Origin of the sequence: Bradyrhizobium sp. PUT101 (genome assembly GCF_052043945.1) — a bacterium.
Lineage (GTDB): Bacteria > Pseudomonadota > Alphaproteobacteria > Rhizobiales > Xanthobacteraceae > Bradyrhizobium.
Genome location: NZ_CP197207.1, coordinates 3627248 through 3643829 on the forward strand (window position 1 = coordinate 3627248; position 16582 = coordinate 3643829).

Consider the following 16582-nt stretch of genomic DNA (forward strand, 5'->3'; position numbering starts at 1 on the left):
CCACACCGGCAGCCCTCACATGATCCCCTTCTCCGTGCTCGACCTCGCACCCATCCGCCAGGGCAGCGATGCCGCGCAGGCGTTCCGCAACTCGCTCGATCTCGCCCAGCACGCGGAGAAATGGGGCTACAAGCGGTTCTGGCTCGCCGAGCATCACAACATGACGGGGATCGCGAGTGCGGCGACATCAGTGGTGATCGGCCATGTCGCGGGCGGGACCAAGACGATCCGCGTCGGCTCCGGCGGGATCATGCTGCCGAACCATTCGCCGCTCGTCATCGCCGAGCAGTTCGGCACGCTGGAATCGCTCTATCCCGGGCGGATCGATCTCGGGCTTGGCCGGGCGCCCGGCACCGACCAGTTCACCGCGCGGGCGCTGCGGCGCGACCTCGCCACCACCTCCGAGAACTTTCCGCATGACGTGCTGGAGCTGCAGGCGCTGCTCGGCGACGTGCAGCCGAACCAGACGATCCGCGCGGTGCCCGGCATGGGGACCAAGGTGCCGCTCTGGATCCTGGGATCGAGCACCTTCGGCGCGCAGCTTGCCGCGATGCTCGGCCTGCCCTTTGCGTTCGCCTCGCATTTCGCGCCGCAGATGATGATGCCGGCGCTACGCGAATATCGCGCGCGCTTCGAGCCCTCGGCGCAGCTCGACAAGCCCTACGCGATGATCGGCGTCAACGTGTTCGCGGCCGACAGCGAGAGGGAAGCGCAGCGGATGTTCTCATCGCTGCAGCAGCAGTTCATCAACCTGCGCCGCGGCACGCCGGGGCCGCTGCCGCCGCCGGTCGACGACATGGACGCGCTGTGGTCGCCGGCGGAGAAGGCCGGCGTCGGCCAGTCGCTGTCCTGCTCCGCGGTCGGCTCGCCTGAGGTGGTCGAAGAGAAGCTGAGGGCGCTGATCACTGAAACCGGCGCGGACGAATTGATGACGACGGGGCAAATCTACGACCACGCCGCCCGGCTGCACTCGTTCGAGATCGCAGCCGAGGTGCGGGACCGGCTGGCGAGGTAAGTGCGACGTGAGGCGCCGCCGCGAAGCAGAATGAGTTCGGGCTCGATTGTTGCAGCGAAAGGTGCGCTCCCTCCCCCGCATGCGGGCAGGGATATCGCATATGACTTTTCGGATGGCCCTGAGCAAGCGCCTCGTCCTTCGAGACGACCGCTTTGCGGTCTCCTCAGGATGAGGCCTCGCTAAAGCGGTTGAAACTGCTGCTGCACACTCCGGCCCTCATCCTGAGGGCCCGCCGGAGGCGGGCGTCTCGAAGGATGGCCACAGGCGAGTTTCTCGCCGCATTTCCTCATATGCGATTGCCCTGCGCATGCGGGGGAGGGTTGGGGAGAGGGTGTCTCCGCGGGCGAGACCCCCAAGAGGAGAGAACCCTCACCCCGCCCCTCTCCCGCGCGCGGGAGAGGGAGCGCACCGTCTTCCGAGCGAGCCTAGAGCCACTAGTCCGGAAAGCCGAACAGCTTGGCCGGATTGTGCACCAGGATATTCTCAAGCTCCGTCTGATCCGGCGCGTAGCGGTACATCAGCTCTAACAGGTCGGCATCGTTCGGCGGCTGCTTCACCGAGACCGGATGCGGCCAGTCGCTGGCCCAGACGCAGCGATCGGGAGCGGCCTCGATATAGGCGCGCGCGATCGGGATCACGTCGTCGTAGGGAGCGCCGGCCTTCGACGTCTTTTCGCCGAGCGAGAGCATGACCCAGAAATTGCCCTTCTCGAGCAGCGCCAGCATCTTGCGCAGGTTCGGATCGGCCTTGCCGGCTTCGGGATCGGGGCGCGCCATGTGGTCGATCAGGACGGGGACGTCGAGATTCTCGTACTTGGCGACGCTGGACATGATGCCGTCCTTCTCCGGCTGGATCTTGACGTACCAGCCGAGCTCGCGGATGCGCGCAATCGCGCGGGCGAAATCGGCATCGGACAGCACGGCGCCGAGCTCCTGGCGGAAGCTGAAGCGCGCGCCGCGCACGCCGGCATCATGCAGCTTGCCGAGGTAAGAGTCGCTCGCCTCCGCAAACACCAGCGCATTGGCGCAGCCGCGATAGTCCGGCCCCATCGCGGCGAGGCCGTCGAGCACGACGGCATGGTCGGCGCCATAGGTCGTGGTCTGCACGATGATGCCGCGCTCGATGCCGAGCGCCTTGTGCATGCGCAGCGCCGCTTCCCAGGTCGCGGTCGGCATCCGATAGGCGGCGCCGGGGCGCTCCGGGTATTTGTCGATGGGCCCCAGCACGTGGAACTGGCTGTCGACGGTCTTCGGCGGCGGCGCCTTGCTCGGGCGGCGCGGGTTCGGATCGAACGGCAGATAGGTCGGCATGCGCAAAGCTCCTCAGTCGATCACGGCGGTGAAGTCGCACTGCACCAGCGCGCCGCCATCCATGTTGTCCATCGGCAGCGCGTGGCGCGCCGGGCGCGAATGCTCGTCCGGAAACATCTTGAGCCACTCGACATTGACCGGGCCGCGATTGCCGCGGTCCTTCAGCCACACCGTCATCTTGATGATGTCGTCGGTGGTGCCGCCCGCGGCCTCCACCGTCGCCTTCATATGCGCGAACATGTTGGCGCACTGGGCGTCGAGACTCTCCGGCATCGTATTGGTCGCGGGGTCGCGGCCGAGGATGACGCCCGACATCACGAGATTGCCGATGCGGCAGGCGTTCGGAATCGGATTGACGTGCTTGAAGCCGCCGATGTGGATGCTCTTGCGCCGAGTCATGGTGCGCTCCCTGCTTGTTGTTGCTTCAGACGAACTGGCACGAGACCGAGCCGAACGCGCCGTAGTCGGCATGAAACGTGTCGCCGCGGCGGATGTCGACGGGACGCGTGAACGATCCCGCCAGCACCACCTCGCCGGCGGCGAGATATTCGTCATGCGGCGCCAGGCGGTTGGCAAGCCAGGCGATGCCGTTGGCGGGATGATTGAGCACGCCGGCGGCAAGCCCGGTCTCCTCGACCTCGCCGTTGCGGAACAACAGCGCGCCGATCCAGCGCAGGTCCGCATCCAGCGGGCGGAACGGCCGGCCGCCGAGCACCAGCGCGGCGTTGGCCGCGTTGTCCGAGATCGTGTCCATGACTTTTCGCGTCCTGCCCGTCTGCGGATCGACGCGATGCATGCGCGTCTCCAGGATTTCCAGCGCGGGCGTGACGTAGTCGGTGGCGTTGAGCACGTCGAAGATGGTGCAATCGGGCCCGCGCAGCGGCGCCTTCAGCATGAAGGCGAGCTCGACCTCGATGCGCGGCGCGTGGAAGCGGTCGAACGGGATCGGCGTGGCGTCCGCATAGAACATGTCGGCGAACAGCACGCCGTAATCGGGCTCGGAGATGCCGACCGCGTTCTGCATCGCTTTCGAGGTCAGGCCGATCTTGTGGCCCTTGATGACGCGGCCGCGGCCGAGCTGGAGCCTGGTCCAGGCGCGCTGGACGGCGTAGGCATCCTCGATGCTGAAATCAGGGTATTCCTTGGAGAACATCGGGATCAGCGCCTTGGTGCGCTCGGCCTCGTCCAGGCGCGCGGCAAGGCGTTCGATCGTGGCAGTGTCCAGCATGACTCAGCTCTCCGCGGCGACGGTGTTGCGCAGCACGCCAATGCGGCTCGACTCGACTTCGACGACATCGCCGACCTTCAGCCAGCGCGGCGGGTCGAAGCGGGCACCCGCGCCGGTCGGCGTGCCCGTCACGATCATGTCGCCGGGCTTGAGCGTCGCGAAGGTGGAGAGATAGGAGATCAGGAAGTCGAACGGGAACATCAGCCGCTCGGTCGTGTCCTGCTGCCGCACCTCGCCGTTCACGCGCGTGATGATGTCGTGCGGACCGCGCGGATCGAGCTCGTCCGCGGTGACGATCCAGGGTCCGATGCTGCCGGAGCGATCGAAATTCTTGCCCTGCGTGACGTTGAACTTGCCGTGACGCAGCCAGTCGCGGATCGTGCCCTCGTTGCACAGCGTCATGCCGAAGATGTGCGACCACGCCTGTTCGCGCGGGATGTGACGGCCGCCCTGCCCGATCACGATGACGAGCTCGCCTTCATAGTCGAGCTGGTCCGAGACCTTGGGCTTCTCGATCGCCTGGCCGGAGCCGGTCATCGAGGACATGCTGCGCACGAACAGGCTGGGATATTTGGGCAGATCCGAACTGTCTTTATATTCGGCGTTGCGCTCGGCGTAGTTGACGCCGATGCACCAGAGCTTTTCCGGCGCCAGCACCGGCGGCAGCAGGACGAGTTTTTCGAGCGGGTAGTCGGGCTTCTGCCCGGCCGCCGCTTCCTGCGCATCGGACAGCGCATTCGCTGCGATCAACGCCTTCACATCGGAGAAGTCGCGGCCGATCCGCCTGGTCAGATCGATCACACCGCCTTCGACGGCAGCACCATAGCGCGGCTCTCCGTCCACGAGATAGCTCAGGAGTCGCATTGTCGTTTTCTCCAATGATCTTGAGACGCTTGGCCCGCGCGAGCGGCTGCGCGCTCAGTCGGTCGATTTGGGAGTCTGGAACACGGTCTTCAGCGTCACGATATCGCCGAGCCGGGCGTAGCGCGGCCCGCCGATCCGCGCGATCGGGTCGAGCGCCCTGGTCTCGACCTTGCCATCATTCACGAGGCCGTCGCGCAGATGAAACATCACGACCTCGCCGACGATCAGCCGGCTCTTGGCCTCGCCGAACTCGAGGCACTGCCGAAAGCGGCACTCCATCGCGACCGGCGCGGCAGCGAGCCGTCGCACCTTGACGAGGTCGCAGGGCAGCGTTTCCAGTCCGAGATGCTCGACCTCGCTGATTTCAGGCGGATGCTCTACCGAGCTGTCGTGCACCGCGGACATCAGCGGGGTATCGGCGATGTGGATGACGTATTCCTCGGTATCGAGGATGTTGTGCGCGGTGTCCTTGTAATCGGCGCCCTTGCGGCCGACGCTGATGGCGAGCATCGGCGGCTTCTGCGAGACGAAAGTGAAGGCGCTGAACGGAGCGAGATTGAGCACCCCGCTCCGCGACAGGCTCGTCACCCAGGCGATCGGACGCGGCACCACGATGCCGGTCATCAGCCGGTAGATGCGCTCGGCGCCGAGTTCGGCGGGATCGATCCGCATCGATCAATCCGCCCTGATGTTGGCCTTGCGCACCACCGGAATCCACTTGGCGTCCTCGCGTTCGAGATAGGCCTTGAATTCTTCCGGAGTCATCGGCGTAGCTTCGCCGCCGAGCTTCTCGAACTTGTCGACCACGGCGGGATCTTTCAGGATCGCGACCAGCGTCTCGTGCAGCTTGTCCACGATTGGCGCCGGCGTGCCGGCGGGCGCGAACAGGCCGGTAAAGGTCTGGCCGTCTAAATCCTTGTAGCCGAGCTCGGCAAAGGTCGGGACGTCAGGCAGCGACTTCAGGCGGTGCGGGCTGGTCACGGCCAGCGCGCGGAACAGGCCGGCCTTGATGTGCTGAAGGCTGACCGTGAGCTGGTCGAACGCGAACTGCACCTGGCCGCCGAGCAGATCGTTGATCGCCGGCGCATTGCCGCGATAGTGCGCGGTGACCCATTGCAGGCCGAGGTTGGACTGCATCAGCTCGCTGAGCAGATGGTTGGTGGTGCCGGGACCGGGCGAGGCCATGGTCAGCTTGCCGGGCTCGCGCTTGGCGAGATCGATGAACTCCTTGAAATTCGTCGCCTGCACCGACGGATGCACCTCGAGCACCAGCGGCGTCATCGAGATCGTCGAGATCGGGAGGAAGTCCTTCTTCCAGTTATAGGCGTCGCGCTTGTTGATCTCGGTCGCGAACAGCACCGGGCCGTTGGCGCCGACGAACAGCGTGTAGCCGTCGGGTGCCGACTTCGCGAAGGCCTCGCCCGCGATCATGCCGCCTGCGCCGGCCTTGTTCTCGATGACGAAGGGTTGGCCGAGCTTTTCCTGGAGCTTGTCGGCGACGATGCGTGCGGCGCTGTCGACATTGCCGCCGGCGGGATAGGGCACGATCAGCTTGACGTTGCGCGCCGGCCATTGCTGGCCCGACGCCGGCCCCGCCAGCATCGCAGTGACGGCAGCTATGGCAATCCAGATTAATCTCATGTTAACCTCCCGGCGGCGTTTCCAACTCACTCACTTCGAATGCCCTGACAGTCGCGCAAGACGGCTCAAAAGGCATTCCGATTGGGGCGCAATCTCCAGATGCGCGCTTGCCCTGTCGAGGGAATTGTGGCGTTCTTGTCCATATTATGGACAAAAGGCGTTCGACGAAATCCGCCCGTGGCGCCATGGAGCCGCGACAGGGCGCGCAGGCGATCCGGCGCGCGCTCGCGGTGCTGCGCATCCTTGCCGCAGGCCGCGAAGACGGTGTGCCATTGGCCGAGGTGGTGCGCGCGACCGGCCTCACCCGTCCGACCGTGCATCGCATCGTCCACGTGCTTATCGAGGAAGGCATCGTCGAGCGGCATGGCAAGAGCGGCCGCTACGCGATCGGCAACCAGGTGCCGGAGCTGGCGCTCGCACGGCCGCGGCCCTCGCGCCTGCTGGTCGCCGCCAATCCGTCGCTGCAGCGCGCGTCCAGCGAGATCGGCGACACGCTGTTCCTGACGGTGCGCACCGGCAACGACACGCTCTGCGTCGATCGCCGGATCGGCGTCTATCCGATCCAGGTGCTGTCGATCGAGGTCGGCGCGCGCCGGCCGCTCGGCGTCAGCAGCGCGGGCGTCGCCATCCTTGCCGCAATGCCGGCGCAGGAGGCGCGGAAGATCATCGCAGCGAACGAGACGCGATTCGAGGCCTACCAGACCGACGTGGGTGCCGTGACGAGCCAGGTCACCGCAGCGCGGCGGCGGGGCTACAATATGAGAGAGATCGGCCTCGTGCAGGGCACCAAATCGATCTCGACCTGGATCAAGACCCCGGACGGACAACCGACTGCTGCGATCACGGTCTCCGCCGTCCGAACCAGACTTGGTCCCCGCCGCGAGCAGGAGGTTGCGGAGATTCTGTTACGGGAGGCGCGCGTCATCGAGCAGGCAATCCGGGGTTAGGCGGCGCTGTCAATGGGCTGACGCGGCCCTTCGTTTTGTGGCACAAGTGCCGCCATCGTCGACCGAGCAACGAGGCCACGCATGCCCGCGCCAAAACCGCCTGCTTTCGAGACCCTGAGCCTGCATGCGGGCCAGCATCCGGATCCCGTGACCGGCGCCCGCGCGGTGCCGATCTACCAAACCACGTCCTACGTGTTCCAGGATTCCGATCACGCCGCGGCGCTGTTCAACCTGGAGCGCGCTGGCCACATCTATACCCGCATCTCCAATCCGACCACGGGCGTGCTCGAGGAGCGGCTTGCGGCCCTGGAAGGCGGCGTCGGCGCGATCTGCACCGCCAGCGGCATGGCCGCGCTGCATCTGGCGATCGCGACGCTGCTCAATGCCGGCGACCACATCGTGGCGTCGAACTCGCTCTATGGCGGCACCATCAACCTGCTCGCGCATACGCTGCCGCGCTTCGGCATCACCACCACTTTCGTCAAGCCGCGCGATCTCGACGCATTCCGCGCGGCAATCAAGCCGAACACCAGGCTCGTGATCGGCGAGACCATCGGCAATCCCGGGCTCGAGGTGCTCGACATCCCCAAGGTCGCGGCGATCGCGCATGAAGCCAAGATCCCGCTGCTGATCGACAACACCTTCGCTACGCCCTATCTCAGCCGCCCCATCGAGCTCGGCGCCGACATCGTCATGCATTCGGCGACCAAATGGATCGGCGGCCACGGCATCGCGATCGGCGGCGCCATCGTCGACGGCGGCCGCTTCGACTGGCGCGCATCGGATAAGTTCGGCGTGCTGACCGAGCCCTATGGCGGCTATCACGGCATCGTCTTCGACGAGCAATTCGGTACCGCCGCCTTCATCATGCGCGCGCGCACCGAGGGCCTGCGCGATTTCGGCGCCTGCCTGTCGCCGACCAATGCGTTCCAGCTGCTGCAGGGCGTGGAGACGCTTCCCGTGCGCATGGACCGCCACATGCAGAACACGCATCTCGTGCTGGAGGCGCTGAAATCCAACAAGGCCGTCGACTGGGTGCTGCACCCCTCGCTGGAGACGCATCCCGACTATCAGCTCGCAAAGACCTTGCTGCCGCGCGGTGCCGGCTCGATCGTCTCCTTCGGCATCAAGGGCGGCCGACCGGCGGGGCGCAAGTTCATCGAATCGCTGCGCATGATCAGCCATCTCGCCAATGTCGGCGACGCCAAGACGCTGGTGATCCACCCGGCTTCGACCACGCATCAGCAGATGGATGCCGAGCAGCTCAAGGCCGCCGGCATCGCCGAGGAGCTGGTGCGGCTGTCGGTCGGCATCGAGACGGCCAGCGACATCATCGACGATCTCGCCCAAGCGCTGCGCATCTCGCAGAAGGTCTGACGCCATGAAACTCTCCGTCAACGGCACTGAAGTGTTTGCCGCAACCGGCGGCCGCGACTTCGACAAGTCGCTGCCCGCAGTCGTCTTCATCCACGGCGCCGGCTTCGACCATTCCACCTGGGCGCTGCACACGCGCTGGTTCGCTCATCACGGTTTTGCCGTGCTGGCGCCCGACCTGCCCGGCCACGGCCGCTCCGCCGGGCCTTCACTCGGCAGCATCGCGGAGATGGCCGATTGGACGGCGGCGCTGCTCGATGCGGCGGGAGCTGCGAAGGCTCATCTGATCGGCCATTCCATGGGCTCGCTGATCGCGCTGGAGACGGCGGCGCGGCATCCGGACAAGGTCTCCGCGCTCAGCCTGATCGGCACCGCCGCGACCATGACGGTCGGTCCCGATTTGCTGAAGGCGGCCGAAGCCAACTCGCAGGATGCAAACGACATGGTCTCGATCTGGGGCCTCGGATTCAAGGCCGAGCTCGGCGGCAGCCTCGCACCGGGCCTGTGGATGCATGGCGGCGCACAGGCGGTGCTTCAGGCTTGCGAACCCGGCGTGCTGTTCAAGGATCTGTCGGCCTGCAATGCCTACGCGAATGCGCTCGCCGCCGCGGCGAGCATCAAGGTGCCGACGACGCTCATTCTCGGCGAGCGGGACATGATGACGCCGGCGAAGGCGGGCAAGGCGCTCGCGGCTGCGATCCCGCATGCGAAGACCGTCATAGTGCCCGGTGCGGGCCACATGATCATGGCCGAGCGCCCGGATGAGTTGCTGGCAGCATTGAGGAACTAAGCGGATCGATCTTCTGTCTTGCGCGTTGCGATCAGATATCCCTCTCAATCAAGAAGGGGAACTCGATCATGCCAAGACAGGAAGTCATTCGTAAAGCCAGGCAGGACAAGCGCGCCGGCAAATCGCCGAGCACGCAGGCCGGCGAGTTCGTCAAGGACGAGATCGACAGGATCAGGAAGGGCAAGCACGGGGCGCGCTCGACGAAGCAGGCCATCGCCATCGGCCTTTCCGAGGCACGGCGCGCCGGTGTCGATCTGCCACCGCCACGCAAGGGGCGCACCAAGAAGGCGACGCGCCGCAGCGCCAAATATGCCTATGAGGTCGGCCAGGGTAAACGCACGCCCAAGCGTCGCCCGCGCGTCTCGCGTGCGGTCGAGAACGTCCTGAAAAAGGAGCCGCGCTCGACCGCATCGCGCAGTGCGCTGTCGAAGCAGGGCAAGCGCGCCGCGAGCCGGCGAACCGCGGCGTCACGTTCTGCCGCTGCGCGCAAGGCGAGCCGCACCAAGGGCGCCAAGGCCCGCTCCGCCGCAGCAAAGAAGGCGGCGCGCACCCGGGCGCGCCGCAGGAACTGATGTCCCGTAGCGACCTTGTGAGTTGAATGCCAGCGGCTGCCGCCTGACGATCCGGCCGTCCATTGAATCGATCGGAGCTTTCATGTCAGAGACTCTCAAGGGGCGCACCGCGCTCGTGACTGGCGGGTCGCGCGGGATCGGCGCCGCGGTCTGTCGCGCGCTGGCCGAAGCAGGCGCTGCCGTGGCGATCAATTGCCGAGAGCGGATCGCACAGGCCGAGCAGCTCGCTGGCGAGATCGGCAAGCAAGGCGGCCGCGCCATCGTCGTCGCTGCCGACGTCTCGCAAGCCGAAGCCGTGGCCGGAATGGTCGAGCGCGTGACCGCCGGGCTAGGGCCGATCGACATCCTCGTCAACAATGCCGGCATCGCCATCACGCGCGGCATCGACGATCTCACCGAGGACGATTTCGACCGGACCATCCTGGTCAACCTGAAATCCGCCTTCCTGTGCACGCAGGCCGTGTTGCCGTCGATGCGGTCAAGGAAATGGGGCCGCATCGTCAACATTTCCTCGGGAGCGGCGCGCGGCGCCGGCTCGATCGGCCCGCACTACAATGCGTCCAAGGCCGGCATGGAAGGCCTCACGCGAGGTTACGCCGCGCGGCTGGTGAAGGAGGGTATCACCGTCAACGCAGTGGCGCCGTCGCTGATCGAGACCGACATGATGAGCGGCCAGCCCCAGCTCGTCAGCCGCATCCCGCTCGGGCGCTTCGGCACGGCCGAGGAGGTGGCGAAAGCGGTGATGCTGCTGGTCGACAACGCATACATGACCGGGCAGACCGTGGCGCTCAGCGGCGGGATGGCGTTTAACTGAGCGCACGCCGTCATGGCCGGGCTTGTCCCGGCCACCCACGCCTTACCCGTGGCGCGAAGAACGTGAATGCCCGGGACAAGCCCGGGCATGACGATCAGCTGCAGATCGAGGCGCAGCGACTCACCACATCGTCGCAGCCGCGCGCTCGGGCCAGATGCGATCGTACTCGGCGCCGCCGACCTTGTTCTCGCTCATTTCCGCGAGGATCTGGCCCGGTGTCGGCAGCGTTTTCGGATCGACGCGCTTGTCGGGATTCCAGAGGTCGGAACGGACGATGGCGCGAGCGCACTGGAAGTAGATCTCTTCGACGTTCATCACCATGACGCTGCGTGGCGCCTTGCCTTCGACCTTGAACGAGACCAGCAGCTCCGGATCGATCGAGAGATAGGCGCGACCGTTGGCGCGGACGGCGTTGCCGGAGCCGGGAATCAGGAACATCAGCGACACCCTGGGATCGCGCACGATGTTGCGCAGGGAATCGACCCGGTTATTGCCGCGGCGGTCCGGCAGCATCAGCGTCTTGGGATCGTGGATGCGGACGAAGCCGGGGAGATCGCCACGTGGCGAGCAATCGATGCCTTCGGGCCCGATGGTGGCGAGAGCGGCAAACGGCGCCTTCTCGATGAAGATTCGGTAGAGCGGCGTGACGTGGTCGGCGACTTTCACGGTCGAGGCGTCATTGGTGGCGCCGTAGATGGCTTCCAGCTGTTCGACCGTTTCGATCACCGACATTCCACTCTCTCCTCGTTGCATCGGCAGCTATTCTTGCCAGCCTTCATTCCTGATCACGCGAACGAGCTGGCGGCCGTGATAGTCCGCGCTGCCGGCATTGAGGATGGTGACGTCGGCCCGCGCCGACGCGTCGTCAACACTGCGCGACAGCCGCTCGGCGATATTGCCGTCGCTGTGCCGCGCCCGCGCGGCAAGCCGCTGCGCCAGCACGTCGGGCGGCGCCGTGATCGCGACGACCACGACGTTTACATAGGCTCGGCGCAGCGCGGCGATCACCGTGCGCGAGACGTTGGCAACGACGGCTCGGCCGGCCCGGATGTCGTCGTCTATGCCGAGCGGCAGGGCATAGGAATGCCCGTGCGCCTCCCAATGCACGGCAAAATCGCCGTGCTCTCGCACGCGGCGGAATTCTTCCTGGCTCACCGCAATGTTGTCCTCGTCGGCGGAGGACTCCCGCGTCACGACCCGGCGCGGGAAGATGATGTCCGGATCGTCGGCGCAGGCCGCTTGCGCAAGTCGCAGCAAGGTGTCCTTGCCGGCGCCGCTGGGGCCGACCACGAGCACAAGCCGCCCGGGGCCGATCGCACCCGCCTCGTTCTGCGCCGTGGTCACGGTCTCGCTCATGCGACGCGGCTCCCTTCGCGCCAGACGCTGCGGACGACGGGAACGCTGCCGGCAACGTGCACACGGATCAGGTCGGCGCGCTTGCCGGTCGCGATCTCGCCGCGGTCGGTGAGGCCGACCGCCTCGGCGGGCGCTTTCGTCACGGTGCGAACTGCCGCCGGGAGGCTGATTGCCGGCACATGCTCCGGCAATTGCAGCGCGCCCATCAGGAGGCTCGAGGGGATGTAGTCCGACGACAGGATATCGAGCAGGCCTTCGCGGGCGAGATCGACCGCGGCGATGTTGCCGGAGTGCGAGCCGCCGCGCACAACGTTGGGCGCGCCCATGAGAATGTCGATGCCAGCCTGGTGCAGGCCGCGCGCGGCCTCCAGCGTGGTCGGGAATTCCGCCACCGAGACACGATCGCGCACGGCGTCCGCGACGTTCTCCTCGGTGGTGTCGTCGTGGCTCGCGAGCGGGATCTTGTACTGATGCGCCAGCGCCACGATCTCGCGCATGTTGGTCGCCGCATATTGCTTCTGGTACTCGAAGCGCTTTGCGAACAGCTCATCGAGCTCGGCATCGGTCTTGCCGCCGCCCTTGCCGCGATAGTAGTCGCGCAGCTTGACCTCGTCGCGGAACTGGCGCTGGCCGGGCGTGTGATCCATCAGCGACATCAGCTTGACGTCGGGGCGGTCGATCAGCTCCTTGGCCTCCTCGACCACGCTCGGCATCGGGATCTCGCAGCGCAGATGCAGGAAGTGGTCGGCGCGCAGCAGGCTGGCCTCGCGCGCGGTGGTGATCGCGGCGGCGAGCACGCCGGCGCGGCCATCAACTTCCTCGGCGCCGTCCTCGCGCCAGACCCGGAGCGAATCGAAAACCGTGGTGATGCCCGAGGTCGCGAGCTGGCCGTCATAGGAAATGACGGCCGCGACCGGATTCCAGAACACCTTCGGCCGCGGCACGTAATGCGCTTCGAGATGGTCGGTGTGGAGCTCGATCAGGCCGGGCATGATGAGATCGCCGGCTGCGTCGTCAGCGCCCGCCGGCGCCCTGCCCTCGCCGATCTCGACGATGCGTCCGTCGGCAAAAGCGAGCCAGCCCTGCTCGATCACCCGGTCGGCCAGCACGATCCTGGCGTTGGCGATCACCGTTACCTTCGGCTTGGCGTTCATTTCCCTCTTCCTTCAGGCCGCGGCGGCAAAGCTGGCGACGTCGACGATGCGGTCCGCAATCAGATGACGGATTTCGTCGTCATGGACAATAGCGACCATGGCGACGCCCTGGCGCTTCTTTTCAGCGACCAGCTCGACCACGACGGCGCGATTGGCAGCATCTAGCGAGGCGGTGGGCTCGTCCAGCAGCAGGATCGGCAGGTCCGAGATGAAGCCGCGCGCAATGTTGACGCGCTGCTGCTCGCCGCCGGAGAAGGTCGCGGGCGGCAGCTGCCAGAGCCGCTCGGGGATGTTGAGACGATGCAGCAGCGCGCCGGCGCGCACCCGCGCGTCGGCACGTGCCATACCGTTCACGATCAGTGGCTCGGCGACGACGTCGATGGTGGCAACGCGCGGCACTGCCCTCAGGAACTGGCTGACATAGCCGATGGTGGAGCGGCGGACGTTGAGCACCTGCCGCGGCTCGGCGGCGGCGAGATCGACCAGCACGCCGCGATGGCGGATGCCGATGCGACCGCTGTCGCAGCGGTAATTGCCGAAGATCATCTTCAGGATCGACGATTTGCCGGCGCCTGATGGCCCCGACAGCACGACGCATTCGCCGGGATCGACGTGGAAGGTCACGCCGCGCACGACCGGCAGCTCGATGCCGCCTTGCAGGTGCATCGTAAAGGTCTTCCGGGCATCGGCAACGTCGATCATGGCGGTCATCGAAAAGCTCATGGCGGGAGAATCGAGGAGACGAGGAGTTGCGTATAGGGCTCACGCGGATCGTCGAGCACCTGGTCGGTGAGGCCGGTCTCGATGACGCGGCCGCCCTTCATCACCATCACGCGATGCGACAACAGGCGCGCGACCGCGAGATCGTGGGTGACGATGACGACGGCGAGATGCAGCTCGGCAACGAGACTGCGCACGAGATCGAGCAGGCGCGCCTGCACCGACACGTCGAGGCCGCCGGTCGGCTCGTCCATGAACACCAGTCGCGGCTCGGTAACGAGGTTGCGGGCGATCTGAAGACGCTGCCGCATGCCGCCGGAATAGGTACGCGGCGCATCGTCGATACGCACGACGTCGATCTCGACGCGGGTGAGCCAGTCCGACGCGGTCTCGCGGATGCGGCCGTAGTGATTCCAGCCCACGGCCATCAGCCGCTCGCCGACATTGGCACCGGCCGAAACCGCCATGCGCAGGCCCTGCGCGGGGTCCTGGTGCACAAAACCCCAATCGGTGCGGAACAGGAAGCGCCGCTCGGCTTCACCGAGCGTCGTGAGATCACGCGTGACGCCGTCGCGCATCCGGTAGGACACATGGCCGGCGCTCGGTGCGAGCTGGCCCGACAGCATCTGCAGAAGCGTCGACTTGCCCGAGCCTGATTCGCCGACGATCGCCAGCACCTCGCCGGGATAGAGCGCGAAGAAGACGTCGCGGCAGGCGGCGATGCGACCAAAGGACTTGCTCAGGGACTCCGCCACCAGCAGCGGCTGGTCGTTTTCGAGCGTATCGAGATTGGCCAAGCCTTGATCAACCATGTGAGCCCGCCTTTTCCCTGTAGGGCGCAGCGCTGAGACTGCCGTGATGGCCGGCGGCCTGGCGGCCCTCACAATAATCGGTGTCCGAGCAGACGAACATCCGCCCGCCCTTGTCGTCGGTGACGATCTCATCGAGATAGGAATCTTCCGCGCCACAGAGCGCGCAGGGTGCATTGAAGCGGTAAGGCTCGAACGGATGGTCCTCGAAATCGAGCGAGACCACCTGGGTATAGGGCGGGATCGCGTAGATGCGCTTCTCGCGGCCGGCGCCGAACAATTGCAGCGCGGGACAATTGTCCATCTTGGGATTGTCGAACTTCGGCGTCGGGGACGGATCCATCACGTAGCGCGCGTTCACCTTCACCGGGTAGGCGTAGGCGGTCGCGATATGGCCGAAGCGCGCGATGTCCTCGTAGAGCTTCACGTGCATCAGGCCGTACTCGGCGAGCGCGTGCATGCGCCGCGTCTCGGTCTCGCGCGGCTCGAGGAAACGCAACGGCTCGGGGATTGGCACCTGATAGACCAGCACCTGGTTTTCGTTCAGCGCCGTCTCCGGAATGCGGTGACGGGTCTGGATCACCGTCGCCTCCCCCGTCGCGGTCGTGGTCGCAACGCCCGCGGTCTTGGCGAAGAACTTTCGGATCGAGATCGCGTTGGTGGTATCGTCGGAGCCCTGGTCGATCACCTTGAGCACGTCCTGGGGGCCGAGGATCGCGGCGGTGACCTGCACGCCACCAGTGCCCCAGCCATAGGGCATCGGCATTTCGCGGCTGGCGAACGGCACCTGATAGCCGGGAATGGCGATCGCTTTCAGGATCGCGCGGCGGATCATCCGCTTGGTCTGCTCGTCGAGATAGGCGAAGTTGTAGGCGGGCGCGTTCATTCCGCGGCCTCCTTCATGGCATCAGGCGCATTGGCATCCGCGAACTCCTGCCGCAGCTTGCGCAGCAGGCCGAGCTCGGACTGGAAGTCGACATAATGCGGCAGCTTCAGGTGCTCGACGAAACCGGTCGCCTGGACGTTGTCCGAATGCGACATCACGAATTCCTCGTCCTGCGCGGGTGCGAGTGCCTCCTCGCCGAGCTCGCGGGCACGCAGCGCACGATCGACCAGGGCCATCGACATGGTCTTGCGCTCGCTCTGGCCGAAGGCAAGGCCATAGCCGCGGGTGAAGCACGGCGCTTCGGTCGCCGAACCCTTGAACTGGTTGACCATCTGGCACTCGGTCAGCTCGATCGAACCAAGCGGCACGGCGAAGCCGGCGTCTTCCGCGATGAACTCGACCTCGACCTCGCCGAAGCGGATCTCGCCGGCGAAGGGATGGTTGCGGCCATAGCCGCGCTGGGTGGAATAGCCCATCGCCAGCAGGAAGCCTTCGTCGCCACGCGCCAGATTTTGCAGGCGCAGGTCGCGATCCGCCGGAAAATTCAGCGGCTCGCGGGTGAGATCGCCGACCGGCGCGCCGTCCTCGGCCCGGGGCGAGGGTTCGATCAATCCGTCGCGACCGAGAATGTCGGTCACGCGCGGCGTTGGCGCGGTGGGCGCTTCAGCCGTCGCCGGCGCGTCGGGAACGAAGCCTTCGGCGAGCGAGGGGTCGAGCAGGCGATGCGTGTAGTCGAAGGTCGGCCCGAGGATCTGCCCGCCGGGAATGTCTTTGAAAGTCGAGGACACCCGCCGTTGCACCCGCATGGCGCCGGTGTCGACCGGCTCGCTGGCGCCGAAGCGCGGCAGGGTGGCGCGGAAGGCGCGGACCAGGAAGATCGCCTCGATCAGATCGCCGCGCGCCTGCTTGATCGCCAGCGACGCGAGCTCGCGATCGTAGAGCGAGCCCTCGCTCATGACACGGTCGACGGCGAGGCCGAGCTGCTCCGAGATCTGGTCGAGCGTGACCTCCGGAACGTTCTGGTCGCCGCGCCGCGCATTGGCGAGCAGGCGATGGGCGTTCTCGATGGCGCGTTCGCCGCCCTTGACTGCGACATACATGC

General features: G+C 66.3%; 19 protein-coding genes. 6 read left to right on the forward strand and 13 right to left on the reverse strand.

What is annotated here, in order from left to right; all coding sequences use genetic code 11:
- Nucleotides 1-19 precede the first annotated feature (19 nt).
- On the forward strand, nt 20-1015 hold the full coding sequence (locus tag ACSHT2_RS17760; protein ID WP_440642684.1) for a luciferase-like monooxygenase: 996 nt from the start codon (nt 20-22) through the stop codon (nt 1013-1015).
- A gap of 434 nt (nt 1016-1449) precedes the next feature.
- Here ACSHT2_RS17760 and ACSHT2_RS17765 read toward each other — a convergent pair whose 3' ends face one another.
- Genes ACSHT2_RS17765 through ACSHT2_RS17790 form a run of 6 tightly spaced genes read right to left on the reverse strand, consistent with a single transcriptional unit; the run spans nt 1450 to nt 6058 of the window.
- Nucleotides 1450-2325: an amidohydrolase family protein gene (locus tag ACSHT2_RS17765; RefSeq protein WP_440642685.1), complete on the reverse strand. Its 876-nt coding sequence runs from the start codon at nt 2323-2325 to the stop codon at nt 1450-1452.
- A 12-nt stretch (nt 2326-2337) separates the two neighbouring features.
- Nucleotides 2338-2724, reverse strand: coding sequence for a RidA family protein (locus ACSHT2_RS17770; RefSeq protein WP_440642686.1), 387 nt, complete (start codon nt 2722-2724; stop codon nt 2338-2340).
- A gap of 25 nt (nt 2725-2749) precedes the next feature.
- Nucleotides 2750-3553, reverse strand: coding sequence for a 2-oxo-hept-4-ene-1,7-dioate hydratase (gene hpaH / locus ACSHT2_RS17775; RefSeq protein WP_440642687.1), 804 nt, complete (start codon nt 3551-3553; stop codon nt 2750-2752).
- 3 nt (nt 3554-3556) lie between these two features.
- Nucleotides 3557-4417: a fumarylacetoacetate hydrolase family protein gene (locus tag ACSHT2_RS17780; protein ID WP_440642688.1), complete on the reverse strand. Its 861-nt coding sequence runs from the start codon at nt 4415-4417 to the stop codon at nt 3557-3559.
- Between the two features lie 54 nt (nt 4418-4471).
- Complete coding sequence (locus ACSHT2_RS17785; protein WP_440642689.1) at nt 4472-5089, reverse strand: flavin reductase family protein; 618 nt, start codon at nt 5087-5089, stop codon at nt 4472-4474.
- 3 nt (nt 5090-5092) lie between these two features.
- Nucleotides 5093-6058, reverse strand: a complete 966-nt coding sequence (locus ACSHT2_RS17790; RefSeq protein WP_319338384.1) for a Bug family tripartite tricarboxylate transporter substrate binding protein — start codon at nt 6056-6058, stop codon at nt 5093-5095.
- Nucleotides 6059-6204: 146 nt separating this feature from the next.
- Between ACSHT2_RS17790 and ACSHT2_RS17795 the strand changes: the two genes are divergently transcribed.
- From ACSHT2_RS17795 to ACSHT2_RS17815, 5 genes are all read left to right on the forward strand, one after another.
- On the forward strand, nt 6205-7005 hold the full coding sequence (locus ACSHT2_RS17795; RefSeq protein ID WP_440642690.1) for an IclR family transcriptional regulator: 801 nt from the start codon (nt 6205-6207) through the stop codon (nt 7003-7005).
- An 81-nt stretch (nt 7006-7086) separates the two neighbouring features.
- Nucleotides 7087-8382 (forward strand): O-acetylhomoserine aminocarboxypropyltransferase, encoded by a 1296-nt coding sequence (locus tag ACSHT2_RS17800; RefSeq protein ID WP_440642691.1) that lies wholly within the window; start codon nt 7087-7089, stop codon nt 8380-8382.
- Nucleotides 8383-8386: 4 nt separating this feature from the next.
- Complete coding sequence (locus ACSHT2_RS17805) at nt 8387-9169, forward strand: alpha/beta fold hydrolase (RefSeq protein ID WP_440642692.1); 783 nt, start codon at nt 8387-8389, stop codon at nt 9167-9169.
- A 68-nt stretch (nt 9170-9237) separates the two neighbouring features.
- Nucleotides 9238-9741, forward strand: a complete 504-nt coding sequence (locus ACSHT2_RS17810) for a DUF6496 domain-containing protein (protein ID WP_440642693.1) — start codon at nt 9238-9240, stop codon at nt 9739-9741.
- Between the two features lie 82 nt (nt 9742-9823).
- Entirely contained in the window at nt 9824-10555 is a 732-nt protein-coding gene (locus ACSHT2_RS17815) for an SDR family NAD(P)-dependent oxidoreductase (protein WP_440642694.1), read from the forward strand.
- Nucleotides 10556-10675: 120 nt separating this feature from the next.
- Here ACSHT2_RS17815 and ACSHT2_RS17820 read toward each other — a convergent pair whose 3' ends face one another.
- Genes ACSHT2_RS17820 through ACSHT2_RS17850 form a run of 7 tightly spaced genes read right to left on the reverse strand, consistent with a single transcriptional unit; the run spans nt 10676 to nt 16580 of the window.
- Complete coding sequence (locus ACSHT2_RS17820) at nt 10676-11287, reverse strand: pyridoxamine 5'-phosphate oxidase family protein (protein ID WP_440642695.1); 612 nt, start codon at nt 11285-11287, stop codon at nt 10676-10678.
- Between the two features lie 27 nt (nt 11288-11314).
- A complete protein-coding gene (gene phnN, locus ACSHT2_RS17825) occupies nt 11315-11911 on the reverse strand; it encodes a phosphonate metabolism protein/1,5-bisphosphokinase (PRPP-forming) PhnN (RefSeq protein WP_440642696.1) in 597 nt (198 codons plus the stop codon).
- The gene (locus tag ACSHT2_RS17830; RefSeq protein ID WP_440642697.1) at nt 11908-13065 is read right to left on the reverse strand and encodes an alpha-D-ribose 1-methylphosphonate 5-triphosphate diphosphatase; all 1158 of its coding nucleotides are present in this window, start codon (nt 13063-13065) and stop codon (nt 11908-11910) included. The genes phnN and ACSHT2_RS17830 overlap by 4 nt, the downstream gene beginning before the upstream one ends.
- Nucleotides 13066-13077: 12 nt before the next feature.
- The gene (phnL, locus tag ACSHT2_RS17835; protein ID WP_440642698.1) at nt 13078-13776 is read right to left on the reverse strand and encodes a phosphonate C-P lyase system protein PhnL; all 699 of its coding nucleotides are present in this window, start codon (nt 13774-13776) and stop codon (nt 13078-13080) included.
- A gap of 8 nt (nt 13777-13784) precedes the next feature.
- Entirely contained in the window at nt 13785-14597 is an 813-nt protein-coding gene (phnK, locus tag ACSHT2_RS17840; RefSeq protein ID WP_440642699.1) for a phosphonate C-P lyase system protein PhnK, read from the reverse strand.
- Nucleotides 14590-15480: an alpha-D-ribose 1-methylphosphonate 5-phosphate C-P-lyase PhnJ gene (locus ACSHT2_RS17845; RefSeq protein ID WP_440642700.1), complete on the reverse strand. Its 891-nt coding sequence runs from the start codon at nt 15478-15480 to the stop codon at nt 14590-14592. The genes phnK and ACSHT2_RS17845 overlap by 8 nt, the downstream gene beginning before the upstream one ends.
- Nucleotides 15477-16580 carry a carbon-phosphorus lyase complex subunit PhnI gene (locus ACSHT2_RS17850; RefSeq protein WP_440642701.1) on the reverse strand — a complete coding sequence of 368 codons (1104 nt, stop codon included), beginning with the start codon at nt 16578-16580 and terminating at the stop codon, nt 15477-15479. The genes ACSHT2_RS17845 and ACSHT2_RS17850 overlap by 4 nt, the downstream gene beginning before the upstream one ends.
- Between the last annotated feature and the right edge of the window lie 2 nt (nt 16581-16582).

Coding starts and splice junctions, on each gene's coding strand:
- ACSHT2_RS17760 (WP_440642684.1), top strand. CDS start 20: ATGATCCCCTTCTCCGTGCTCGACCTCGCACCCATCCGCCAGGGCAGC.
- ACSHT2_RS17765 (WP_440642685.1), bottom strand. CDS start 2,325: ATGCCGACCTATCTGCCGTTCGATCCGAACCCGCGCCGCCCGAGCAAG.
- ACSHT2_RS17770 (WP_440642686.1), bottom strand. CDS start 2,724: ATGACTCGGCGCAAGAGCATCCACATCGGCGGCTTCAAGCACGTCAAT.
- hpaH (WP_440642687.1), bottom strand. CDS start 3,553: ATGCTGGACACTGCCACGATCGAACGCCTTGCCGCGCGCCTGGACGAG.
- ACSHT2_RS17780 (WP_440642688.1), bottom strand. CDS start 4,417: ATGCGACTCCTGAGCTATCTCGTGGACGGAGAGCCGCGCTATGGTGCT.
- ACSHT2_RS17785 (WP_440642689.1), bottom strand. CDS start 5,089: ATGCGGATCGATCCCGCCGAACTCGGCGCCGAGCGCATCTACCGGCTG.
- ACSHT2_RS17790 (WP_319338384.1), bottom strand. CDS start 6,058: ATGAGATTAATCTGGATTGCCATAGCTGCCGTCACTGCGATGCTGGCG.
- ACSHT2_RS17795 (WP_440642690.1), top strand. CDS start 6,205: ATGGACAAAAGGCGTTCGACGAAATCCGCCCGTGGCGCCATGGAGCCG.
- ACSHT2_RS17800 (WP_440642691.1), top strand. CDS start 7,087: ATGCCCGCGCCAAAACCGCCTGCTTTCGAGACCCTGAGCCTGCATGCG.
- ACSHT2_RS17805 (WP_440642692.1), top strand. CDS start 8,387: ATGAAACTCTCCGTCAACGGCACTGAAGTGTTTGCCGCAACCGGCGGC.
- ACSHT2_RS17810 (WP_440642693.1), top strand. CDS start 9,238: ATGCCAAGACAGGAAGTCATTCGTAAAGCCAGGCAGGACAAGCGCGCC.
- ACSHT2_RS17815 (WP_440642694.1), top strand. CDS start 9,824: ATGTCAGAGACTCTCAAGGGGCGCACCGCGCTCGTGACTGGCGGGTCG.
- ACSHT2_RS17820 (WP_440642695.1), bottom strand. CDS start 11,287: ATGTCGGTGATCGAAACGGTCGAACAGCTGGAAGCCATCTACGGCGCC.
- phnN (WP_440642696.1), bottom strand. CDS start 11,911: ATGAGCGAGACCGTGACCACGGCGCAGAACGAGGCGGGTGCGATCGGC.
- ACSHT2_RS17830 (WP_440642697.1), bottom strand. CDS start 13,065: ATGAACGCCAAGCCGAAGGTAACGGTGATCGCCAACGCCAGGATCGTG.
- phnL (WP_440642698.1), bottom strand. CDS start 13,776: ATGACCGCCATGATCGACGTTGCCGATGCCCGGAAGACCTTTACGATG.
- phnK (WP_440642699.1), bottom strand. CDS start 14,597: ATGGTTGATCAAGGCTTGGCCAATCTCGATACGCTCGAAAACGACCAG.
- ACSHT2_RS17845 (WP_440642700.1), bottom strand. CDS start 15,480: ATGAACGCGCCCGCCTACAACTTCGCCTATCTCGACGAGCAGACCAAG.
- ACSHT2_RS17850 (WP_440642701.1), bottom strand. CDS start 16,580: ATGTATGTCGCAGTCAAGGGCGGCGAACGCGCCATCGAGAACGCCCAT.